At 45.0% G+C, this 17,859-nt stretch carries 15 protein-coding genes; 8 read left to right on the top strand and 7 right to left on the bottom strand.

The genetic code is table 11. The features are described 5' to 3' along the window. Positions 1–127 precede the first annotated feature (127 nt). The gene (nadC, locus tag B050_RS0103915) at positions 128–985 is read left to right on the top strand and encodes a carboxylating nicotinate-nucleotide diphosphorylase (RefSeq protein ID WP_018472584.1); all 858 of its coding nucleotides are present in this window, start codon (positions 128–130) and stop codon (positions 983–985) included. 30 nt (positions 986–1,015) lie between these two features. Beyond that, positions 1,016–1,792, top strand: a complete 777-nt coding sequence (locus tag B050_RS0103910) for a LytR/AlgR family response regulator transcription factor (RefSeq protein WP_018472583.1) — start codon at positions 1,016–1,018, stop codon at positions 1,790–1,792. A gap of 127 nt (positions 1,793–1,919) precedes the next feature. Here B050_RS0103910 and B050_RS0103905 read toward each other — a convergent pair whose 3' ends face one another. From B050_RS0103905 to pdhA, 7 genes are all read right to left on the bottom strand, one after another. After that, positions 1,920–3,707: an ABC transporter ATP-binding protein gene (locus B050_RS0103905; protein WP_018472582.1), complete on the bottom strand. Its 1,788-nt coding sequence runs from the start codon at positions 3,705–3,707 to the stop codon at positions 1,920–1,922. Positions 3,708–3,816: 109 nt separating this feature from the next. Beyond that, complete coding sequence (locus B050_RS0103900) at positions 3,817–4,140, bottom strand: DUF6787 family protein (RefSeq protein WP_018472581.1); 324 nt, start codon at positions 4,138–4,140, stop codon at positions 3,817–3,819. A gap of 10 nt (positions 4,141–4,150) precedes the next feature. Continuing rightward, positions 4,151–5,887 (bottom strand): M14 family metallopeptidase, encoded by a 1,737-nt coding sequence (locus B050_RS0103895; protein WP_018472580.1) that lies wholly within the window; start codon positions 5,885–5,887, stop codon positions 4,151–4,153. A gap of 123 nt (positions 5,888–6,010) precedes the next feature. Next, positions 6,011–7,330 (bottom strand): aspartate kinase, encoded by a 1,320-nt coding sequence (locus tag B050_RS0103890; RefSeq protein ID WP_018472579.1) that lies wholly within the window; start codon positions 7,328–7,330, stop codon positions 6,011–6,013. 43 nt (positions 7,331–7,373) lie between these two features. Next, entirely contained in the window at positions 7,374–7,850 is a 477-nt protein-coding gene (gene ribH, locus B050_RS0103885; protein ID WP_018472578.1) for a 6,7-dimethyl-8-ribityllumazine synthase, read from the bottom strand. A gap of 93 nt (positions 7,851–7,943) precedes the next feature. Beyond that, positions 7,944–8,663, bottom strand: coding sequence for a tetratricopeptide repeat protein (locus B050_RS0103880; RefSeq protein ID WP_018472577.1), 720 nt, complete (start codon positions 8,661–8,663; stop codon positions 7,944–7,946). 400 nt (positions 8,664–9,063) lie between these two features. After that, positions 9,064–10,086: a pyruvate dehydrogenase (acetyl-transferring) E1 component subunit alpha gene (pdhA, locus tag B050_RS0103875; RefSeq protein WP_018472576.1), complete on the bottom strand. Its 1,023-nt coding sequence runs from the start codon at positions 10,084–10,086 to the stop codon at positions 9,064–9,066. Between the two features lie 157 nt (positions 10,087–10,243). Here pdhA and recF point away from each other — a divergent pair, with 157 nt between their 5' ends. The 6 genes from recF to acs all read left to right on the top strand — a co-directional run bounded on the left by recF (position 10,244) and on the right by acs (position 17,761). After that, a complete protein-coding gene (recF, locus tag B050_RS0103870; protein ID WP_018472575.1) occupies positions 10,244–11,350 on the top strand; it encodes a DNA replication/repair protein RecF in 1,107 nt (368 codons plus the stop codon). Positions 11,351–11,468: 118 nt separating this feature from the next. Further along, a complete protein-coding gene (locus tag B050_RS0103865; protein ID WP_018472574.1) occupies positions 11,469–12,530 on the top strand; it encodes an FAD:protein FMN transferase in 1,062 nt (353 codons plus the stop codon). Positions 12,531–12,532: 2 nt separating this feature from the next. Continuing rightward, a complete protein-coding gene (locus B050_RS0103860) occupies positions 12,533–13,264 on the top strand; it encodes a ZIP family metal transporter (RefSeq protein WP_026235610.1) in 732 nt (243 codons plus the stop codon). 380 nt (positions 13,265–13,644) lie between these two features. Continuing rightward, complete coding sequence (locus B050_RS0103855) at positions 13,645–13,902, top strand: DUF4212 domain-containing protein (RefSeq protein WP_018472572.1); 258 nt, start codon at positions 13,645–13,647, stop codon at positions 13,900–13,902. Positions 13,903–13,923: 21 nt separating this feature from the next. Next, on the top strand, positions 13,924–15,627 hold the full coding sequence (locus B050_RS0103850; RefSeq protein WP_018472571.1) for a sodium:solute symporter family protein: 1,704 nt from the start codon (positions 13,924–13,926) through the stop codon (positions 15,625–15,627). Between the two features lie 232 nt (positions 15,628–15,859). Beyond that, the gene (gene acs, locus B050_RS0103845) at positions 15,860–17,761 is read left to right on the top strand and encodes an acetate--CoA ligase (protein WP_018472570.1); all 1,902 of its coding nucleotides are present in this window, start codon (positions 15,860–15,862) and stop codon (positions 17,759–17,761) included. Positions 17,762–17,859 lie beyond the last annotated feature (98 nt).

Raw genomic sequence — 17,859 nt, 5'->3', positions numbered from 1 at the left:
AGCAGGGTCATTTCCTTCAGATATACGAATCATTTCACCTTAATTCCAGACATAGAAGGCACCATAAACCCCTAGATACTTCGGTATATTGGGGACTGACTTAAAGGTTTTTTTGTACCTTTGAAAGGTGAAAGAAAACTACTTAACACAGGAGAACCTGGAAGCATTTATCCAAGCTGCTTTCAAAGAAGATGTGGGCGAAGGTGATCACTCCACTCTCGCGGCTATCCCACGGGGTCAGACAGGCCGAGCCCAACTATTGATCAAGGAGGACGGAATTATCGCTGGGCTAGAACTGGCAGTTAAGATATTCCATAGCTTTGACAGAGATCTGGAGGTAGAACTATTGATGGAAGATGGGCAGCAAGTGAAGGCTGGTGATGTCGGATTGACAGTAGCTGGAAGTGCCGCCTCCATCCTCACCACAGAGCGCCTGGTGCTCAACTGCATGCAAAGGATGAGTGGTATCGCCACCAAAACCCATGAATTCACCCAGTTGATCTCCCATACCAAAGCCAAGCTACTGGACACCCGTAAGACCACCCCAAACTTCAGAATGCTAGAAAAATGGGCCGTCGCTATTGGAGGTGGAGTAAATCACCGTTTTGCTCTATATGATATGGTGATGCTAAAGGACAACCATATTGACTTTGCCGGAGGCATCAAAGCAGCCGTCGAATCCACCCAACATTATCTTTCCGAAAAACTCCTCCAGCTAAAAATTGAAGTGGAAACGCGAAACCTTCAGGAAGTGGAAGAGGCCCTTGCCGTGGGAGGCGTGGACATCATCATGCTGGACAATATGGACTATCCGACCATGAAGAAAGCGGTAAAGATGATTGGCTCCAAAGCTATCACTGAGGCTTCAGGAGGCATCACCGAAGCCACCTTAAAGGATGTCGCAGAATGTGGCGTAGATTTCATCTCTGTCGGCGCACTAACCCATCATGTAAAAAGCATGGATATCAGCCTCAAAGCTTATTAAATCAACTATCAATCAAAAGCATCACTACTTATGGCCACCGAAAACACTTTTATCCAATGCCTTGTCGTTCATAAAGCTGAGGAAGGATATAAGCTGAGCCATCAGATCCACCAGGCCTGCGCAGAGGCAAAAACCATCGAGGTGCTACCTTCCTGGGAAGATGCTATCCAATACCTTAATAATAGAGAACCAAAACCCGATTTGATCCTAGGAAGCTATGAGCTCACTGAGCTTCACCCCTCCACCTTTGATCGGCTGGACAAGAAAATTCCCGTGGTCTTTACCTCTTCAAAACCCTTCGTCACTGAAAAAGCCTTCTGGCTAAACTGCATTGATTTTGTCCCAGACAATCCTCATGAAGATCGACTCAAGCGGACCTTTGACAAGTATAAATTGCTTCATTCCAAGGCCAGCGCAAAGCAACCTATGCCAGCCCCCAGCATAAGCCCAGAGGAGAAGAATGCTCAGAAATCACGATTTTTGGTAAAATCTGGTGATCATCTTTTCCAAAAGACTCCAGAGGATGTGGCTTTTTTCCTGGCAGACAAAGGACAGACATTTTTGGTAGAGATGGGATCGGGTGAGTTATACCAGATCAGCCATAAGCTGCTAGACCTGGAAAATCAACTTGATTCCAAGCAGTTTTTTAGGATCAACAGAAGTGTAATCATTAATGTAAAGGCCATTGGCGCGATCAAAAAGCATGTCAACAATCGCCTGAAAATCACTCCAAAGATCGATTATCAAGAGGAAATCATCGTGAGCAGGGAGAAGGTCAGCAAATTCAAGAAGTGGGTAAACCAATAAAATAAATAATGGCCAAGCCCATACGTTCCAAAAAACGTGGGCATGGCCATCATCAGGTTTTTAATAGTATTGCTTTTGGGCTTACTAGCCCATAAATACATTTATTTTTAGAATACGATGCTGGAGTTTAATCCGCAAACTGCAGCTTAACCAGATTTGCGTAGAAGCCACCTTCCATAGCAGAAAGCACCTCGTGACTTCCTTCTTCCACTATCTCACCATCTTTCATCACGTAGATCTTGTCCACCTTCCGGATCGTCGCCAACCTATGTGCGATGACAATCGTCGTCCTATCTTTCATCAATATATCGAGCGCTTCCTGCACCAGAGATTCCGACTCTGCATCCAGAGAGGAGGTCGCCTCATCCAGGATCAATATAGAAGGGTTCTTAAGAATAGCCCTCGCTATCGCAATACGCTGACGCTGCCCACCAGATAACTTCACGCCTCGTTCGCCCACCAGGGTATCGAGACCTTCGGGGAATTTGGCGATAAACTGCCATGCATTGGCCTTCTTGGCCGCTTCCACAATCTCCTCTTCTGTGGCATCCTGCTTGGCGTAAGCGATATTCTCCCGAATGCTCCCCCCAAACAGCAGCACTTCCTGAGGAACGATCCCAATATTAGAACGCAACTGCTGTAGGTTCCATTGATTGATAGGTTTTCCATCTATGGTAATCTCTCCTAACAGCACTGGATAAAACTTCATTAGCAGCTGGATAATCGTGGATTTCCCAGCACCTGAATGTCCTGCCAAAGCGATCTTCTCGCCAGGTTGAATGTTAAAACTTATGTTCTTAAGCACCACTGCATCCGGCCGCGTAGGATAATTGAAATTTACTTTTTCGAATCCTACCTGCCCTTTGATCTTGGCTTGCTGATAATCTGCGAGAGATTCTTCCGGCTTTTCTTCCAGGATCTCCAAGACCCTTTCGGAAGAGCCAATCGCCTTCTGCACCTGCCCATAGATATCTCCTAAGCCGGCAATGGACCCGCCGATAAATGTGGTATATAATACGAAGGAAACCAGATCACCAATGCTCATGGCTCCCGTGCTCACCATCATAGCGCCGTACCACATCACCGCCACTATACCTCCAAACAAGGCAAAAATGATAAATGAAATGAAGGCTCCTCTAAATCCGGCCGCCTTCAAAGCTACCTTTACCACCTTATTAAGCCCTCTCTCATACCTAGCGGACTCGTATTCCTCCCCGGCAAAGGACTTCACGGTGCTGATAGATTGTAAGGTTTCTTCAACAATGATATTGGCAGAAGCCAACTCATCCTGCGTCTCCTTGGATAACTTCCTGATAAACTTCCCAAAGACCATAGCGATAATTACCAGCACTGGGAAAGTGGCCAGCATAAATAAAGTAAGCCTTGGCGTGGTCACAAATAAGAATACCGTACCTGCTAGCAAGGTAATAACCTGCCTGAACAGCTCGGCTAAGGTAACAGAGAAGGTGTCTTGCAATAAGGTCACATCAGAAGTGATCCTGCTGATAAGCTCTCCCGTACGTCTCTTGTCAAAGAAACTCATCGGAAGATGCACCAATCGGCGATAGAGCGAGGTACGCACATCCCGCATGGAGCGCTCACTTACCTGAGCAAATAGCCATACTCTAAAAAACGAAAATACACTCTGCACAAATAATATCCCTATCAATACCATGGCAATGGAATCGATATCGTTGAAGATCCACTCCTTGCCCTGTGCCGTATCGATGAGCTTGCCCGCCACAAAGGGGAAGGCCAATAAGGTAAGGCTGGAGAATAATAGGAACACTAATCCCAATCCAAATACCCCCTTATACGGCAATACAAATTTAAATATCCCTAATAGTTTATCTAGGTTCTGCTTATTCAACTTCCTCTTTTCGTGAGCTTCCAGTGCTTTCTTTTTCTTTGCCATATCGGGTGGGCTGCTTATTTATTTGCGGGTACAAATGTACACGATTTGATTTATAAATGACAACCTTCCTATCATTCAATAAAAAGGCTGAGATTTCACTATTTACGAACTACTTTTCTCGGTGGATGAATAGCGATCGAATTCGGTGGAAGAATTTCTTTTCCTTGTCCCAGAAAAAATGAAATTGACCAAATACAAAACCATAAAACAGCAGCATGGCCTGATATAATGGCAAAACCAAAAGCAGGTAAAGGAAAGTCTTCCAAAATCCTCCTGTACTCATATCCACACCTAGCAAATCAAAGATTGGCTGCTTGATATAAAGCACCGTTAAGCCTGTACAGGCAAACGCCAACAGGACCAGAAACACCTGCCATAAGCTATTCAGCTTCCATTTCTCTTGAAGCCGATGAAAGAAATTCCCCTTACTCATATTAGTCTATCTAGTCGATTCTAACTACCGGATACCGGCGATATTCCCTTTCTCTCCATGGAGAATGCTGATACACCCAGCTAAGCTGCGCATATCCATCTGCAGCAAAGTCTGGATCACTTGCTTTCTTCTGCTCCAGGACTTCCTTAAGGCCTGGGTTTTGCGCCAAATAATTCGCCGCCAAGTCCTCAAACACATAAGGGGAAAAGCCCTCCTTGGACTGCAAAATGGCATCAAAATAATTCCACGCAAAGAAACTGTCCTCCCCCTGCGGCTCCAGTACTTCTATGATATATCCTATAGCCTGCTGATCTGTAGGAATCAGAAGGTCCCCTTTCCGAAAAGCCATCACCTGACTGGCACTGCGCACCTGGATAGATGAGTGCAAGTAATGCCCCTCATATGGCATATCCCGCGTCTCAAAATCCTCGATATAGTAGGCGTTTACTTTGATCAAAGTGTCATTTTCCAGTACTTTCATCTTCACCTGATTCCTCTGTAAGTTGGCGATGACCTCTTTCCACGCCTGCCCAATAATATAATAGGCTGGCTTCTGGATTTTCAGCTCAGGAAAATAGCTATCATAGAAATCCACTTCTGTTTCGAAAGGTTCATTTCTATCGTAATAAAGTCGGTCCAGGCCAGAGATTTCGCTGGGTTTATACCCGGACTTATATCCCTTGAAGGGAATTTTCACAGAAATATTTTCATCAATACTATAATTAAGACCAAATTCCTGCTGAGCACCTGCTTGCGCACGGTCTTGCTCCACCGCATTTACAAGCTCATCACCAAGGACCGTATAAGCGGCCCCAAAGGCCTCCAATAAGGAGTAAGTGGCCTCTACACGCTGCTGGTACGATTTCAGCATATGAGCCTCTGGCACATAGCTGATGGTATGAAAGAGCGAGGCATAGCCACTGCTGTATCGTGGTGAATCTTTAAACTGCTTCCAGCCGTCTTCGGGCACACCACCCCAGACATTCACATAGGGGACCATGGGGTAGCCCACCGCATCCATTTTTTCGAATAGCAGGGGGCTAAGGCGATCATGCATCAGCTTTCCTGCCTGACCACCGAGCATATTATGCTGAGTCTCTATCAGGGTCATCACATGCTGATAGTCGGCCCCATTACTGGTATGGGTATCTATAAATACATGGGGCATCAGGGATTGGAAGATTTCCTGAAAGCTCGCTGAATTTTGGCTGTCTGTTTTGATAAAATCCCGATTAAGGTCATAGTTCCTAGCGTTGCCACGAAAGCCATATTTTTCGGGACCTACCTGATTGACTCTAGTGGTGTTATTTCGATTGAGATGGCCACCTATATTGTACACTGGCACAAAGGCCAGGACCACCGAGGCTGGAAGCTCCAACTTGCCGCTGGCCACATCCCTAAGGTACATCATGGAAGCGTCTATACCCGCAGGCTCACCAGGATGAATCCCATTATTGACCAGGACCACTAAACGCTGCTCCTTCTTCCACTGCACAGGCTCGAAGTCACCATTTGGATCATAAATCACCAGGTGAAGGGGTTCCCCACTATCGGTAGGGCCTTTAGTGAGAACCTTGATGGACTCATAATCTTCTGCGAGGTTATTATAAAAATCTATGACTTCCTCATAAGTGGCGGTTTCCAAGCCCCCAGAATTTTCAAATGCTGTAGGATATTTTTCCTGAGCGAAGCTGCCATAACATAAGGCGATAAAACTAAGAAGAAGTGCGGATGTCTTTGATATCATGATAGAGAAGTATAGCGTTTAGCGAAAATACTAAGTAAATCTATAGCCTTGGTGATCCATCAAAAAAAGTTGTTGCTACTAAAAATCAAAATGCCACCTGCGATTGCAGGTGGCATAGATTGTTTACCATTGGAACAGCTCATCATTGAGGCGCTGCAAGGCTTCATTTTTATATTTGGTATCCACTAGTATGGACACATTATTTTTACTTCCTCCGTAAGAGACCATCCGAACGGGGAAATCACCTAGGGCGACTACCACGTCTCTGATCATTCCAGTGTTTTCGGCGATCATATTTCCCGCCACACAGATGATCGATTGGTTATAATCGAGCTCAGTACTACCAAATTTATCCAGTTCGGCAGTGATTTCCTTGAGGTGGGTATCATCGTCTATAGTCACCGACACCGCCACCTCAGAGGTAGTGATCATATCGATAGGAGTCTTATACTTCTCAAATATCTCAAATACTTTTCTTAGGAAGCCATAAGCAAGGAGCATTCTGCTGGACTTGATTTTTACGGCGATGATTCCATCTTTGGCGGCAATGGCCTTTACGCCAACGCCGGTTTCCTCTGCGGTGATGGTCGTTCCGGCTGCTTCCGGCTGCATGGTGTTTAGCAGGCGTACAGGTACATTATAAGTTTGGGCGGGCCAGATGGAGGCAGGATGGAGGATCTTAGCACCAAAATAAGCAAGCTCCGCAGCCTCGTCAAATGACATCTCAGCAATTGGCCGAGTTCTATCCACCACTCTAGGGTCATTATTATGCATCCCATCGATATCTGTCCAGATCTCAATCACGCTGGCTTTGATCGCCGCGCCGATCAGGGAGGCAGTATAATCACTTCCGCCACGCTTAAGGTTATCCACCTCATGTCGGTGATTCTTGCAGATATAGCCCTGGGTTACGAAAACAGTTTCCTTCTCATAATTCTTCAGAATAGTCTTCAGGCGATCAGAGATTTTTCCTAATTCAGGCTCTCCGTTTTCGTCTATGCTCATATATTCCAATGCTGGCAGGAACACTGCTGGAACGTCTTTTTCTTCCAGTAGAGTATAAAATAGCTTGGTAGAGAGCAATTCTCCCTGAGCCAGGATATCCCTATTGATGGCTTCGTTGAAGGAGATTTTGAGGATAATATTTAGGAACTCAAAATGCTCTTTAATGATTTTTTCGGCTTTGCTTCGTCCCGCATCAGACTGCAATAGCTCTTTATAAAAGTCCAAATAGTGTGCATGGAGAGCATCTATACGCTCTTTGGCGAGGTCTTTTTTGCCTTCTGCCAAGGCATCACCTATTCCCACCAGGGCATTGGTGGTGCCGGAAAGGGCAGAAAGTACTACAATTTTACGTTGGTTATCTCTAGTAATCAGGTCTTTCACCTGATGCATTCTTTCGGGCTTCCCTACTGAGGTTCCCCCAAATTTCATGATTTTCATGTGCTTGATGGATGTATGTTAATGGTTAATTATTGTGGATTGATCAGAAGCCCAGCATCTTCACGGCGGTGATCGCTGCTTCGTCACCTTTATTGCCATGCTTCCCTCCTGCACGGTCTAGCGCCTGCTGCTGATTTTCTGGCGTTAGCACGCCAAAAATAACGGGCTTATTGTATTTTAGTCCTACTTGGGTGATGCCATGCGCTACCGCATCGCAGATGAAGTCAAAGTGACGCGTTTCTCCCTGGATCACACATCCAAGGCAGATCACTGCATCGATCTCCTCCACCTCAGCCATCCTTTGTCCCCCGAGGGACAATTCAAATGAGCCAGGAACATTCTTTCTATATATATTTTCTTTCTTGGCACCATGTGCCAAAAGCGTCTCCAAGGCTCCTTCATATAGGGACTCGGTCACTTCCTCGTTCCATTCCGAAACCACAATACCAAACCTCTTCTTGCTGATATCTGAAATATTCTTATCGGAGTGCTGACTTAGGTTTTTTAATGATGTTGCCATGTGTTATGGAGTTAATAGGTAAGTTAAAATGGTAAAAAAAAAGAGCAAGACCATTTTGGCCTTACTCTTCTTAATGTTGTATATCACAAAACATTACTTAGAAGCAAGGCCCTCCAAGCGCGCTTTGTGCTTTCGCGCAAAGGTAAATTCGTATGATTCAGGATATTTCTTCTCAATAATATCGTAAGCCTCTATAGCATTATCAAGCTCGCCTGCCTTTTCGAAAGCAATAGCAAGTTTGTTTAGATACATTGGAGTAAAGAATTTGTTTTCCTTATAATCAACTGCCTTTTCGTAAGCTCTGATGGCTTCGCTAGTTTCTCCAAGTTCCATATGAGCATCTCCCAATAAGGAAAATGCTTTGGCTTGAACGAAGAAATCATCGGCAGAAAATTTCCTTAAGTGATCTACAGCTTTTTGGTACTCACCTTCTGCGAGATAAATAGCTCCTGTATAATAATGCGCAAGGTTAGCAGAATTGGTTCCGCTATACTCCTCAATGATCTCAAGGAAGCCTTCATTTACACCGTCGCCTTCCATGGCTAGGCTTAAACTGTCTTGCTCAAAATAATATACGGCCTGAAACATGTCAGCCTGAGCTTGCTTGTCTTTATTCGCATTATTAAACTGGAAAAATAACACCCCAGCAATAATAACGATAGCCGCTATGATGAGTCCTCCAACGATCCGTGAGTTCTTTTTTAGAAAAGCTTCACCTTTTCCTAGTGATTCCCTAATTGCTTCGGGGTTTTCTAAAAGTTCGTGCTCATGTTGATCATGAGAAGCTCCTTTTGATATCTCTTTCTTTGCCATTCTTATAAAATTTCAGTCGCAAATATAGATTATGTTTCATATAATAACAAAACCTTTTAATTTTTTGGAGAATAGCACTTTTATTCAGATAAGCCCAGAGGGTCCAAAACAGGGCAGATAGATCGCTGAGTCTCTAATTCTGAGAAACTTAGCAAGCAGCACAAAGTCCTCCCTACCTTCATGGCTATAAGGGCTTTAGGCTAAATCTACTACTGCTCTCTGACAATATGAGACTATAATATATAAATAGACTAGGTGTCAGCCCTTTTATGGTCAAAGATAATTCAAGACCACGAGGGAATAATTAAGGCAAAAAATAATGGGTACAATAAAAAAAGGTCAAGGTGCAGAGCATTATTTCTGCGGTCCTTGACCTTAAATAGTATGTTTCTGAAAGTAATTAGTCCATTACGAATGGATAATCTTCCTGGGTATATACATCTTCAAATGCTTTTTGTCCGTCAGGCCAAGGAGATTCCTCCGCGAATTTAACGGCATCAGCCACTTGCTTCTTCACTTTGGCATCGATTTCCTTGATCTCTTCTTCAGTCAGAATTTGATTGTCCATAATCGTCTTCTTCACCTGCTCGATAGGATCTTTAGACTTATACTCCTCTACCTCCTCACGGGTACGGTATTTCTGAGGATCAGACATGGAGTGACCTTTATATCTGTAGGTTCTCACTTCCAGCAAGGTAGGACCTTCACCGCTTCTTGCTCTTTCGGCAGCTTCAGCGACTGCTTCATGCACCGCCTCCACATTCATACCATCCACAGCAAAAGAAGGCATATCGTAAGATTCTCCCAAGGTGGACAGGTCATCCACATTTGAGGAACGCTTCACAGAGGTACCCATTGCATAACCGTTGTTTTCGATCACAAAGATTACGGGGGTCTTGTACAGCATGGCCAGGTTAAAGGACTCATGTACAGCACCCTGTCTTACAGCACCATCACCCATATGGCAGATGCAAAGACTCTTGGTACCTTTAAATTTCTCCGCAAAGCCGATACCCAAGCCCATAGGCACCTGAGCACCCACGATACCATGGCCGCCCATGAAGTTTCTTTCTTTATCAAATATGTGCATGGATCCACCTTTTCCTTTGGTAGTTCCGGTGGCTTTGCCATAAAGCTCCGCCATAATTGCACCCGGATCGGTGCCCAATCCTAGTGGATGAGCATGGTCACGGTAGGCAGTGATCCATTTGTCGTCCTTGTCTAATGCAGAGATCGCTCCAGCTGCACAAGCCTCCTGTCCAATGTACAGGTGACAGAAACCGCGGATCTTCTGCTGGCCATAAAGCTGGCCTGCCTTTTCTTCAAATCTCCTCATGAGCAACATGCTCTCATACCAGAAGGTATAGGTGTCTTTGGAGTATTTTACTTTGGATTTAGTGGTCGTCGAACTATTTTTCGCCATATCGTTATCTATAAAATATGCATTTTTCGGGGCTCAAATATAAATAAGTATTCACTGATTAGCAAAGGCTTTTGGAAGTCTGCAAATAATTTACCCCTTTACCATGATTTTAGCCCTTTGATTACAATATTTGTAGGGTCATTATACCTGACCTTTTATGCATCTGAAGCAATTACAGTTAATCCAATTCAAAAATTACCCTAAAGCCCTAACTTCCTTCAGTCAGGAAATTAATTGCTTTCTCGGTATTAATGGAAGTGGTAAAACCAATTTGCTGGATGCAATATACTACCTTAGTCTTACTAAAAGTGCTTTTAACCCAATAGATAGCCTTAATATTCAGCATGACCAGCAGTTCTTTTCCCTCAAAGGACTATTTGACAAAAACGAAAAAGACCTAGAAATACAAGTTATCCTTGAGCCTAGAAAGAAAAAACAAGTCCTACTAAACGGAAAGGCCTATGATAAGCTAAGTGAGCATATCGGCTTGCTGCCCGTGGTCCTAATCGCCCCCGATGACACCTCCCTCGTCAAAGAAGGTAGCGAGGAACGCCGAAAGTTTTTTGACAGTATCTTATCACAACTGGACAAAAATTACCTGCAAAAACTTGTGCGCTATCAGCATTTTCTAAAACAACGCAATGCCCTAATCAAGCGCTTTGCAGAGCAGGATCGGCTGGACAGGGCCCTGCTGGAGCCTTATGACCAAGAATTAATCCAGCTATCCATGGCCATATATGAAGACCGATACCGCTTTATAGAAAAATATAAGCCCCTGCTGCTTAATCACTATAAAGAGATCTCTGGGCAAAGAGAGGCCGTCGATATCCATTATACCAGCCAATGCAGTAAGGAAGATTTTAAGCAGTATTTTCATCAGTGCCTTCAAAAAGACCTTATCCTCAAACGCAGTAATGCTGGCATTCATAAAGATGATTTTGTCTTCGAAATAGATGGCTACCCTCTCAAAAAATTCGGCTCTCAAGGACAGCAGAAATCATTTCTCATAGCCCTAAAACTCGCCCAGTTTCAGGTATTCAAAGAGGAAACCCAAACCAAACCCATTTTATTATTGGATGATATTTTTGATAAACTCGACGATTTCAGGATCAGCAAGATGATGCAATTGGTGGCTGCACATGAGTTTGGTCAATTGTTCATTACCGATGCGCGCCCTGAGAGGACCAAAAAGATCCTGGAAGGCATGGATGCGGATATTGCTTATTTCCATATTGCTGATGGCAGCATCAGCCTTGAGCAATAAGACCAAACCAGCCTTCAGACTATTAGGAACCAGCCATTAATTGCTTTTGCAACAATATTGCTTTTTAGTCGTAAAATGTTAAAATATGCGCTAACTTTGCGAAAAAATCTGCTGTACCATGCGTAATAATGCCCGAAAGAACATCATCTACTCCATCATCCTCTTGTTGGCGGTATTTATTGTATTCCTGTACCGACAAAATCAATTTGGAAATAAGGAACCGGAGCCAGAGAAAGAGGGTAAAGTTGTAATAACTGGCAAAACCATGGGCACCACCTACAGGGTGGTGTATTTAGACCAGCACAATCGTGATTTTAAGCCATCGATAGATTCCTTATTGGTGGCCTTTAACCAGTCCATGTCCACCTATATTTCTGATTCGGAGCTTAGCCAATTCAATCAGCAGGACACCCTGGCATATCTGACGGAATTTTTCCCATCCATCCTCAAAAAAAGTAAAGCCATCAATGAGCAGACTCAGGGGGCATTTGACCCTACAGTGGGGCCATTGGTAAATTCCTGGGGTTTTGGTCCGGGCGGGGCGCAGCTGAAGGATAGCGTGCAGATTCAGGATTTATTAAAGTTGGTAGGTTTTGAGCACATCCAATTTGATGATCAGAAGGTCTGGAAATCGACTCCTGGCGTATATTTAGACTTTTCGGCATTAGCCAAAGGCTACGGCGTGGACCTGGTGGCAGGCTATCTTCAGAAAGAAGGCATCAAGGACCTACTGGTGGAAATCGGCGGGGAGCTGGTCGCAAGAGGTACCAATGAAAACGGGGAATTGTGGAAAGTAGGTGTAAACCAGCCCAGCGAAGACCCCAAAGACAATGGCCTCTATGGCATCATAGCCCTGGATAATAAAGGCATGGCCACTTCTGGCAATTACCGTAACTTCTATTATAAAGACAGCGTGCGCTATTCCCACACCATCGATCCCTCGACGGGCTATCCTGTCAATCACAGCTTGCTCAGTGCCACCGTGGTGGCCAAGGACTGCATGACGGCTGATGCTTATGCCACCGCAATGATGGTAATGGGCACCGAGCGGGCCATCGCTTTGCAGCAGCAGGAAAATTTAGATGTATTCCTTATCTATAATGATAGCACGGGCATGAAGACCTATGTAAGCGAGGGGCTGTCACCTTATGTATCTTATATTAAAGGCGAAAAAGAATAGTTATGCTCGTTAACGTCTTGATTTTATTTCTCTCTGCTTTTTTGGCAGGAGCGCTCGCACTGTCCATTCCAAAATGGCAGGAAAAAAGCTTCAAACTGGTTTTGGTATTTGCAGGGTCATACCTCTTTTCCATTACCATACTGCATATCCTTCCGGAGCTGTTTGCTAATCCCGATACCGCCTACTATATGGGGCTGTATGTACTTCTGGGTTTTTTGCTGCAACAGGTATTAGAGTTTTTGTCTTCAGGAATAGAGCATGGACATATTCACCAGCATTCCTCTTCCAAAAACACCATCTGGATGATCATGATAGGCCTGTCCCTTCATGCCTTGCTGGAAGGGACTTTATTGAGTCAGGAACCTTCACTACATGGTCATCATCATGGCACAGAAACCCTTCTATTTGGCATCCTGATGCATAAGGCACCTGCGGCATTTGCTCTGGTGGCGGTGCTATCAGAAAGCCTCTCTCGCAAGACGGTGCTTTTGCTTTTATTGGTTTTCGCTCTGGCCAGCCCATTGGGCATGGTGATCAGTGATATCGCCTTCTCTCAGCATATACTGGCCGCAGAAGCCATGGATGTATTATTCGGCCTGGTAGCAGGTGGGTTCCTGCATATTTCTACCACCATTTTCTTCGAAAGTAGCCCTCATCATAAATTACAACTTAATAGGTTGCTCGTAAGCATCTTTGCCGCCCTGATCGCCATTGCCTCTGAATATATGATCTGAGGTAACGATTTTTTATATCCACAAGCACCCCTGAGGGATTTGATTTAAGAAATTTGGGCCCAGGCCTTCTGTGTGGGGGTTGATCTTTGTGGGAGTTTTCGGCGAAGGAAATAAGGTGAGCTTAGCCTCTAATCTATTAGGGTTTTCAAGTTTTTACACTTTGGGAAATGTTTCATTTCTCATGAAGCAAGGCCTAGTCCATAGCCTTGCAAAGGGCCACGGGGACGAGGAACTATACTGCACTGTGTGGTTGATGGTCTAAATTATTTTGGAGAGCGGTGGATTTTCAATCTTTTTTGCTGTTATTTAAAGGACAGAAAATTGCGGAGCTCATCATGTATCGGCCGCTAAGCGTTTCTTTACCCAATTTAATCCATCTTATGAATCATCAACAAAAAATGAAAGCCTATTGGCAGAGGAATATAAAGATCCTTCTGTCCTTATTGGCGGTATGGTTTTTCGTCTCCTTTGGTTGCGGAATTATTTTTGCCGATTTTTTAAATCAGTTTAAACTTGGGGGCTTCAAATTAGGCTTTTGGTTTGCCCAGCAGGGCTCCATCTATGTATTTGTAATTTTGATTTTTGTATATGTCCGTTTGCTCAATAAGCTGGACAAGGAATTTGATGTAAACGAATAGTTTCCCCAACCAACCTAAAAAATGGATATTCTAACCTGGACTTATATATTAGTAGGGCTCTCATTTGCGCTCTATATTGGCATTGCAATCTGGAGTCGGGCAGGCTCCACCAAGGAGTTTTACATCGCAGGGGGAGGAGTTTCTCCCCTGGCCAACGGCCTTGCGACAGCGGCAGACTGGATGTCGGCAGCTTCATTTATCTCCATGGCGGGAATTATCGCCTTTGCGGGCTATGATGGCTCCGTTTATCTCATGGGATGGACTGGTGGCTATGTCTTACTGGCATTATTACTAGCGCCGTATTTAAGGAAATTCGGCAAATTTACCGTTCCTGACTTTGTCGGAGACCGGTATTATTCCAATAAAGCCCGAGTGGTGGCGGTCATCTGCGCCATTTTCATCTCCTTCACCTATGTGGCTGGACAAATGAGAGGCGTAGGAATCGTTTTTTCCAGGTACCTGGAAGTAGATATTAATACGGGGGTCATCATCGGGATGTGCATCGTGTTTTTCTATGCTGTGCTGGGAGGGATGAAAGGGATCACCTACACCCAGGTGGCTCAATATTGTGTGCTAATATTTGCCTTTATGGTGCCCGCGATCTTCGTATCGATGCAGCTGACAGGAAACCCCTTCCCCCAGCTAGGCCTTGGAGGAAGAGTCGAAGATGGCGCTTACCTTTTGGATAAGCTGGATGGGGTGCTCACCGATTTAGGATTTAATGCTTATACCCAAGGGAAGAAAAGTATGATCGATATGTTTGCCATCACCATGGCCCTGATGGTGGGTACAGCGGGTCTTCCCCATGTGATCGTCCGCTTCTTTACCGTTCCTCGTGTGAAGGACGCACGACTTTCTGCTGGTTATGCCTTGTTTTTTATCGCTATCCTATATACCACCGCGCCTGCGGTATCTGCGTTTGGAATCTATAATGCCATCAATTCGGTGGCCGAGAAGCCTCTCAATAATCTACCCGACTGGGTGGAGAATTGGAGAAAAACCGATTTGATAAAAATCGACGATAAGAACCAAGATGGAATCGTCCAATACTTAGCTGATCCCGAAGCCAATGAGCTCACCATAGACAAGGACATCATGGTCCTTGCCAACCCAGAAATAGCGGACTTACCGAACTGGGTCGTGGGCCTGGTCGCGGCAGGGGGAATGGCAGCGGCATTGTCCACCGCCGCAGGCTTGCTGTTGGTGATCTCCACCTCCGTCAGCCGTGATCTTGTGAAGAACTTTAACCCAGAGATTTCTGATAAGCAAGAGTTATTTATTGCTAGGGTGGCCGCCGCAGTGGCGGTGATGGTAGCCGGGTATTTTGGTGTCCATCCTCCCGGCTTCGTCGCACAGGTAGTTGCATTCGCTTTTGGCTTGGCGGCAGCGAGTTTCTTCCCAGTTATTATCATGGGAATCTTCTCCAAAAGGATGAATAAGGAAGGCGCCATCGCCGGTATGCTCACTGGTCTGATCTTCACCATAGGCTATATCACCTACTTCAAATTTGGTAATAGCCTCCTTGGTTTGCCCATAGAGTCCTTATCGGAGGAACATTGGTGGTTTGGGATTTCTCCCGAGGGAATTGGCAGCTTAGGTATGGTGCTGAATGCCATCGTAGGTGTGATCGTCTCCAGCCTTACCCCCGCCCCTCCACAAGCTGTGCAGGATCTGGTAGAAGAAATTCGAATTCCCCGTGGTGCTGGCGCTGCGCAAGATCATTAAGCCTTCGCCATTCACCACTCATAGAATTATCATTCCTAATCCGCCGATTCTTATAGAATTGGCGGATTATTTGATTAGTTTTAGAAAGCTATTAATACTATTTGTCTGATCATTCTTTTTAAAATATTTCGACAAATATTAGTTTCTTAAACAAAATAATTAAATTAGTGAGACGTTAAGAAATATGTTCGAGACGTTGAATTAATATTAAACCTAAAATCCACCATATACCATGAGTGATAGAATTCACACCCTTAGTGGTTATTTTCATGAATATCAAAAAAGTGTCGCTGAGCCAGAAGCATTTTGGGCTAGAGTAGCAGATTCATTTCACTGGAAAGAAAGATGGGATAAGGTCCTCGAGTGGGATTTTGAAGGGCCAGATGTGAAGTGGTTTGTGAATGGAAAATTGAATATTACCGAAAACATTCTTGAGCGCCATCTATACACCTTAGGAGACCGGCCTGCCATCATCTGGGAGCCCAATGATCCTAATGAGGAAGGGAGAACGCTTACCTATAAAGACCTGTATCACGAAGTCTGCAAATTCTCAAATGCGCTAAAAGCCTACGGCATTAAGAAGGGTGACAAGGTCATCATTTATATGCCAATGGTTCCTGAAGCGGCTATAGCCATGCTCGCCTGCGCAAGGATCGGGGCGATCCATTCTGTGGTATTTGCAGGATTCTCCAGCAATGCCCTTTCGGATCGTATCAATGACTGTGAGGCCGTGGCGGTGCTTACCTCTGATGGCAACTTCCGAGGTACCAAGAAAATTGCCGTGAAAGCATTAGTGGATGAGGCACTGGAAAAGACTAGTACCGTAAAGTCGGTCATCGTCTATCAGCGAACGCAGCAAGAAGTGGTGATGAAAGAAGGTCGGGATATCTGGTGGCACGACTTCATCGAAGGCCAGGCAGACAGCCATGTCGCAGAAGTGATGGACAGTGAAGACATGCTCTTCATCCTCTATACCTCCGGCTCCACCGGCAAGCCTAAGGGCGTCGTACATACCACCGGAGGATATATGGTATATGCCAAATACTCCTTCGAAAATGTCTTCCAGTATACACCTGGGGATGTCTATTGGTGTACTGCCGATATCGGATGGATCACTGGCCACTCATATATAGTATATGGACCTCTCTTGGCGGGTGCCACTTCCATCATGTTTGAGGGCGTACCTACTTACCCAGATGCGGGAAGGTTCTGGGCAATTGTGGATAAGTATAAAGTCAATCAGTTCTATACTGCTCCTACGGCCATACGCGCCTTGGAAGCTCACGGAACGAAGCCTATAGAGCCTTATAAACTGGATTCGCTAAAAGTACTTGGGTCTGTAGGAGAGCCCATCAATGAGGAAGCCTGGCATTGGTACCATACCCATATCGGCAAAAATCGCTGCCCAATCGTGGATACCTGGTGGCAGACAGAGACTGGCGGCATCATGGTGTCCCCACTCGCAGGAATCACTCCTACCAAACCAGCTTATGCTACGCTGCCACTCCCTGGAGTCCAGCTGGCTATTGTGGATCCTGAAGGAAAAGAACTTAAAGGCAAAGCAGTGGAAGGCAACCTCTGCATCAAATTTCCATGGCCAGGAATGCTTCGCACCACCTATGGTGATCATGAGAGATGCAAGCAAACTTATTTCACCACCTACCCTGGGATGTATTTCACAGGTGATGGCGTGAAGCGAGACCATGACGGATATTACCGAATATTGGGCCGTGTGGATGATGTGATCAATGTCTCCGGACATAGAATGGGTACGGCAGAAATCGAAAATGCCATCAACGAACACCCTAAAGTCATAGAATCCGCCGTGGTAGGCTATCCGCACGAGGTGAAAGGACAAGGCATCTATGCCTATGTCATCTGTGATATGAAAAACAGAACCGAAGCTAACCTGATCGGAGAAATCAAGGACACCATAACCAAGAGTATCGGGCCAATTGCCAAGCCAGACAAAATCCAAATCGTCTCTGGCCTGCCGAAAACCCGATCTGGAAAAATCATGCGACGAATCCTGCGAAAAGTAGCTGAAGGTAACTTCGAAAATATGGGGGATACCTCCACCTTATTGGATCCTACTGTAGTGGAAGAAATCATCAAAAATCGAGTGGAGAAATAAACTCCATTTTCTGACTAATCGGGTATTATTTACGATCAATAAAATTGGTCCTCCTACCCATCATAAGGATCAGAAATCTAAGAAAGCCACCATCTTCT

The sequence above is a fragment of the Echinicola pacifica DSM 19836 genome (assembly GCF_000373245.1).
Taxonomy (GTDB): domain Bacteria; phylum Bacteroidota; class Bacteroidia; order Cytophagales; family Cyclobacteriaceae; genus Echinicola; species Echinicola pacifica.
The sequence above is the reverse complement of the archived record's forward strand: the minus strand, read 5'-3'. Positions and strand labels throughout refer to the sequence as shown.

What these genes read in the sequence shown, in the direction of transcription:
- acs (WP_018472570.1), top strand. Translation starts at nt 15,860, where the DNA reads ATGAGTGATAGAATTCACACCCTTAGTGGTTATTTTCATGAATATCAA.
- B050_RS0103880 (WP_018472577.1), bottom strand. Translation starts at nt 8,663, where the DNA reads ATGGCAAAGAAAGAGATATCAAAAGGAGCTTCTCATGATCAACATGAG.
- B050_RS0103910 (WP_018472583.1), top strand. Translation starts at nt 1,016, where the DNA reads ATGGCCACCGAAAACACTTTTATCCAATGCCTTGTCGTTCATAAAGCT.
- B050_RS0103905 (WP_018472582.1), bottom strand. Translation starts at nt 3,707, where the DNA reads ATGGCAAAGAAAAAGAAAGCACTGGAAGCTCACGAAAAGAGGAAGTTG.
- B050_RS0103865 (WP_018472574.1), top strand. Translation starts at nt 11,469, where the DNA reads ATGCGTAATAATGCCCGAAAGAACATCATCTACTCCATCATCCTCTTG.
- pdhA (WP_018472576.1), bottom strand. Translation starts at nt 10,086, where the DNA reads ATGGCGAAAAATAGTTCGACGACCACTAAATCCAAAGTAAAATACTCC.
- B050_RS0103860 (WP_026235610.1), top strand. Translation starts at nt 12,533, where the DNA reads ATGCTCGTTAACGTCTTGATTTTATTTCTCTCTGCTTTTTTGGCAGGA.
- ribH (WP_018472578.1), bottom strand. Translation starts at nt 7,850, where the DNA reads ATGGCAACATCATTAAAAAACCTAAGTCAGCACTCCGATAAGAATATT.
- B050_RS0103895 (WP_018472580.1), bottom strand. Translation starts at nt 5,887, where the DNA reads ATGATATCAAAGACATCCGCACTTCTTCTTAGTTTTATCGCCTTATGT.
- B050_RS0103855 (WP_018472572.1), top strand. Translation starts at nt 13,645, where the DNA reads ATGAATCATCAACAAAAAATGAAAGCCTATTGGCAGAGGAATATAAAG.
- B050_RS0103850 (WP_018472571.1), top strand. Translation starts at nt 13,924, where the DNA reads ATGGATATTCTAACCTGGACTTATATATTAGTAGGGCTCTCATTTGCG.
- recF (WP_018472575.1), top strand. Translation starts at nt 10,244, where the DNA reads ATGCATCTGAAGCAATTACAGTTAATCCAATTCAAAAATTACCCTAAA.
- B050_RS0103890 (WP_018472579.1), bottom strand. Translation starts at nt 7,330, where the DNA reads ATGAAAATCATGAAATTTGGGGGAACCTCAGTAGGGAAGCCCGAAAGA.
- B050_RS0103900 (WP_018472581.1), bottom strand. Translation starts at nt 4,140, where the DNA reads ATGAGTAAGGGGAATTTCTTTCATCGGCTTCAAGAGAAATGGAAGCTG.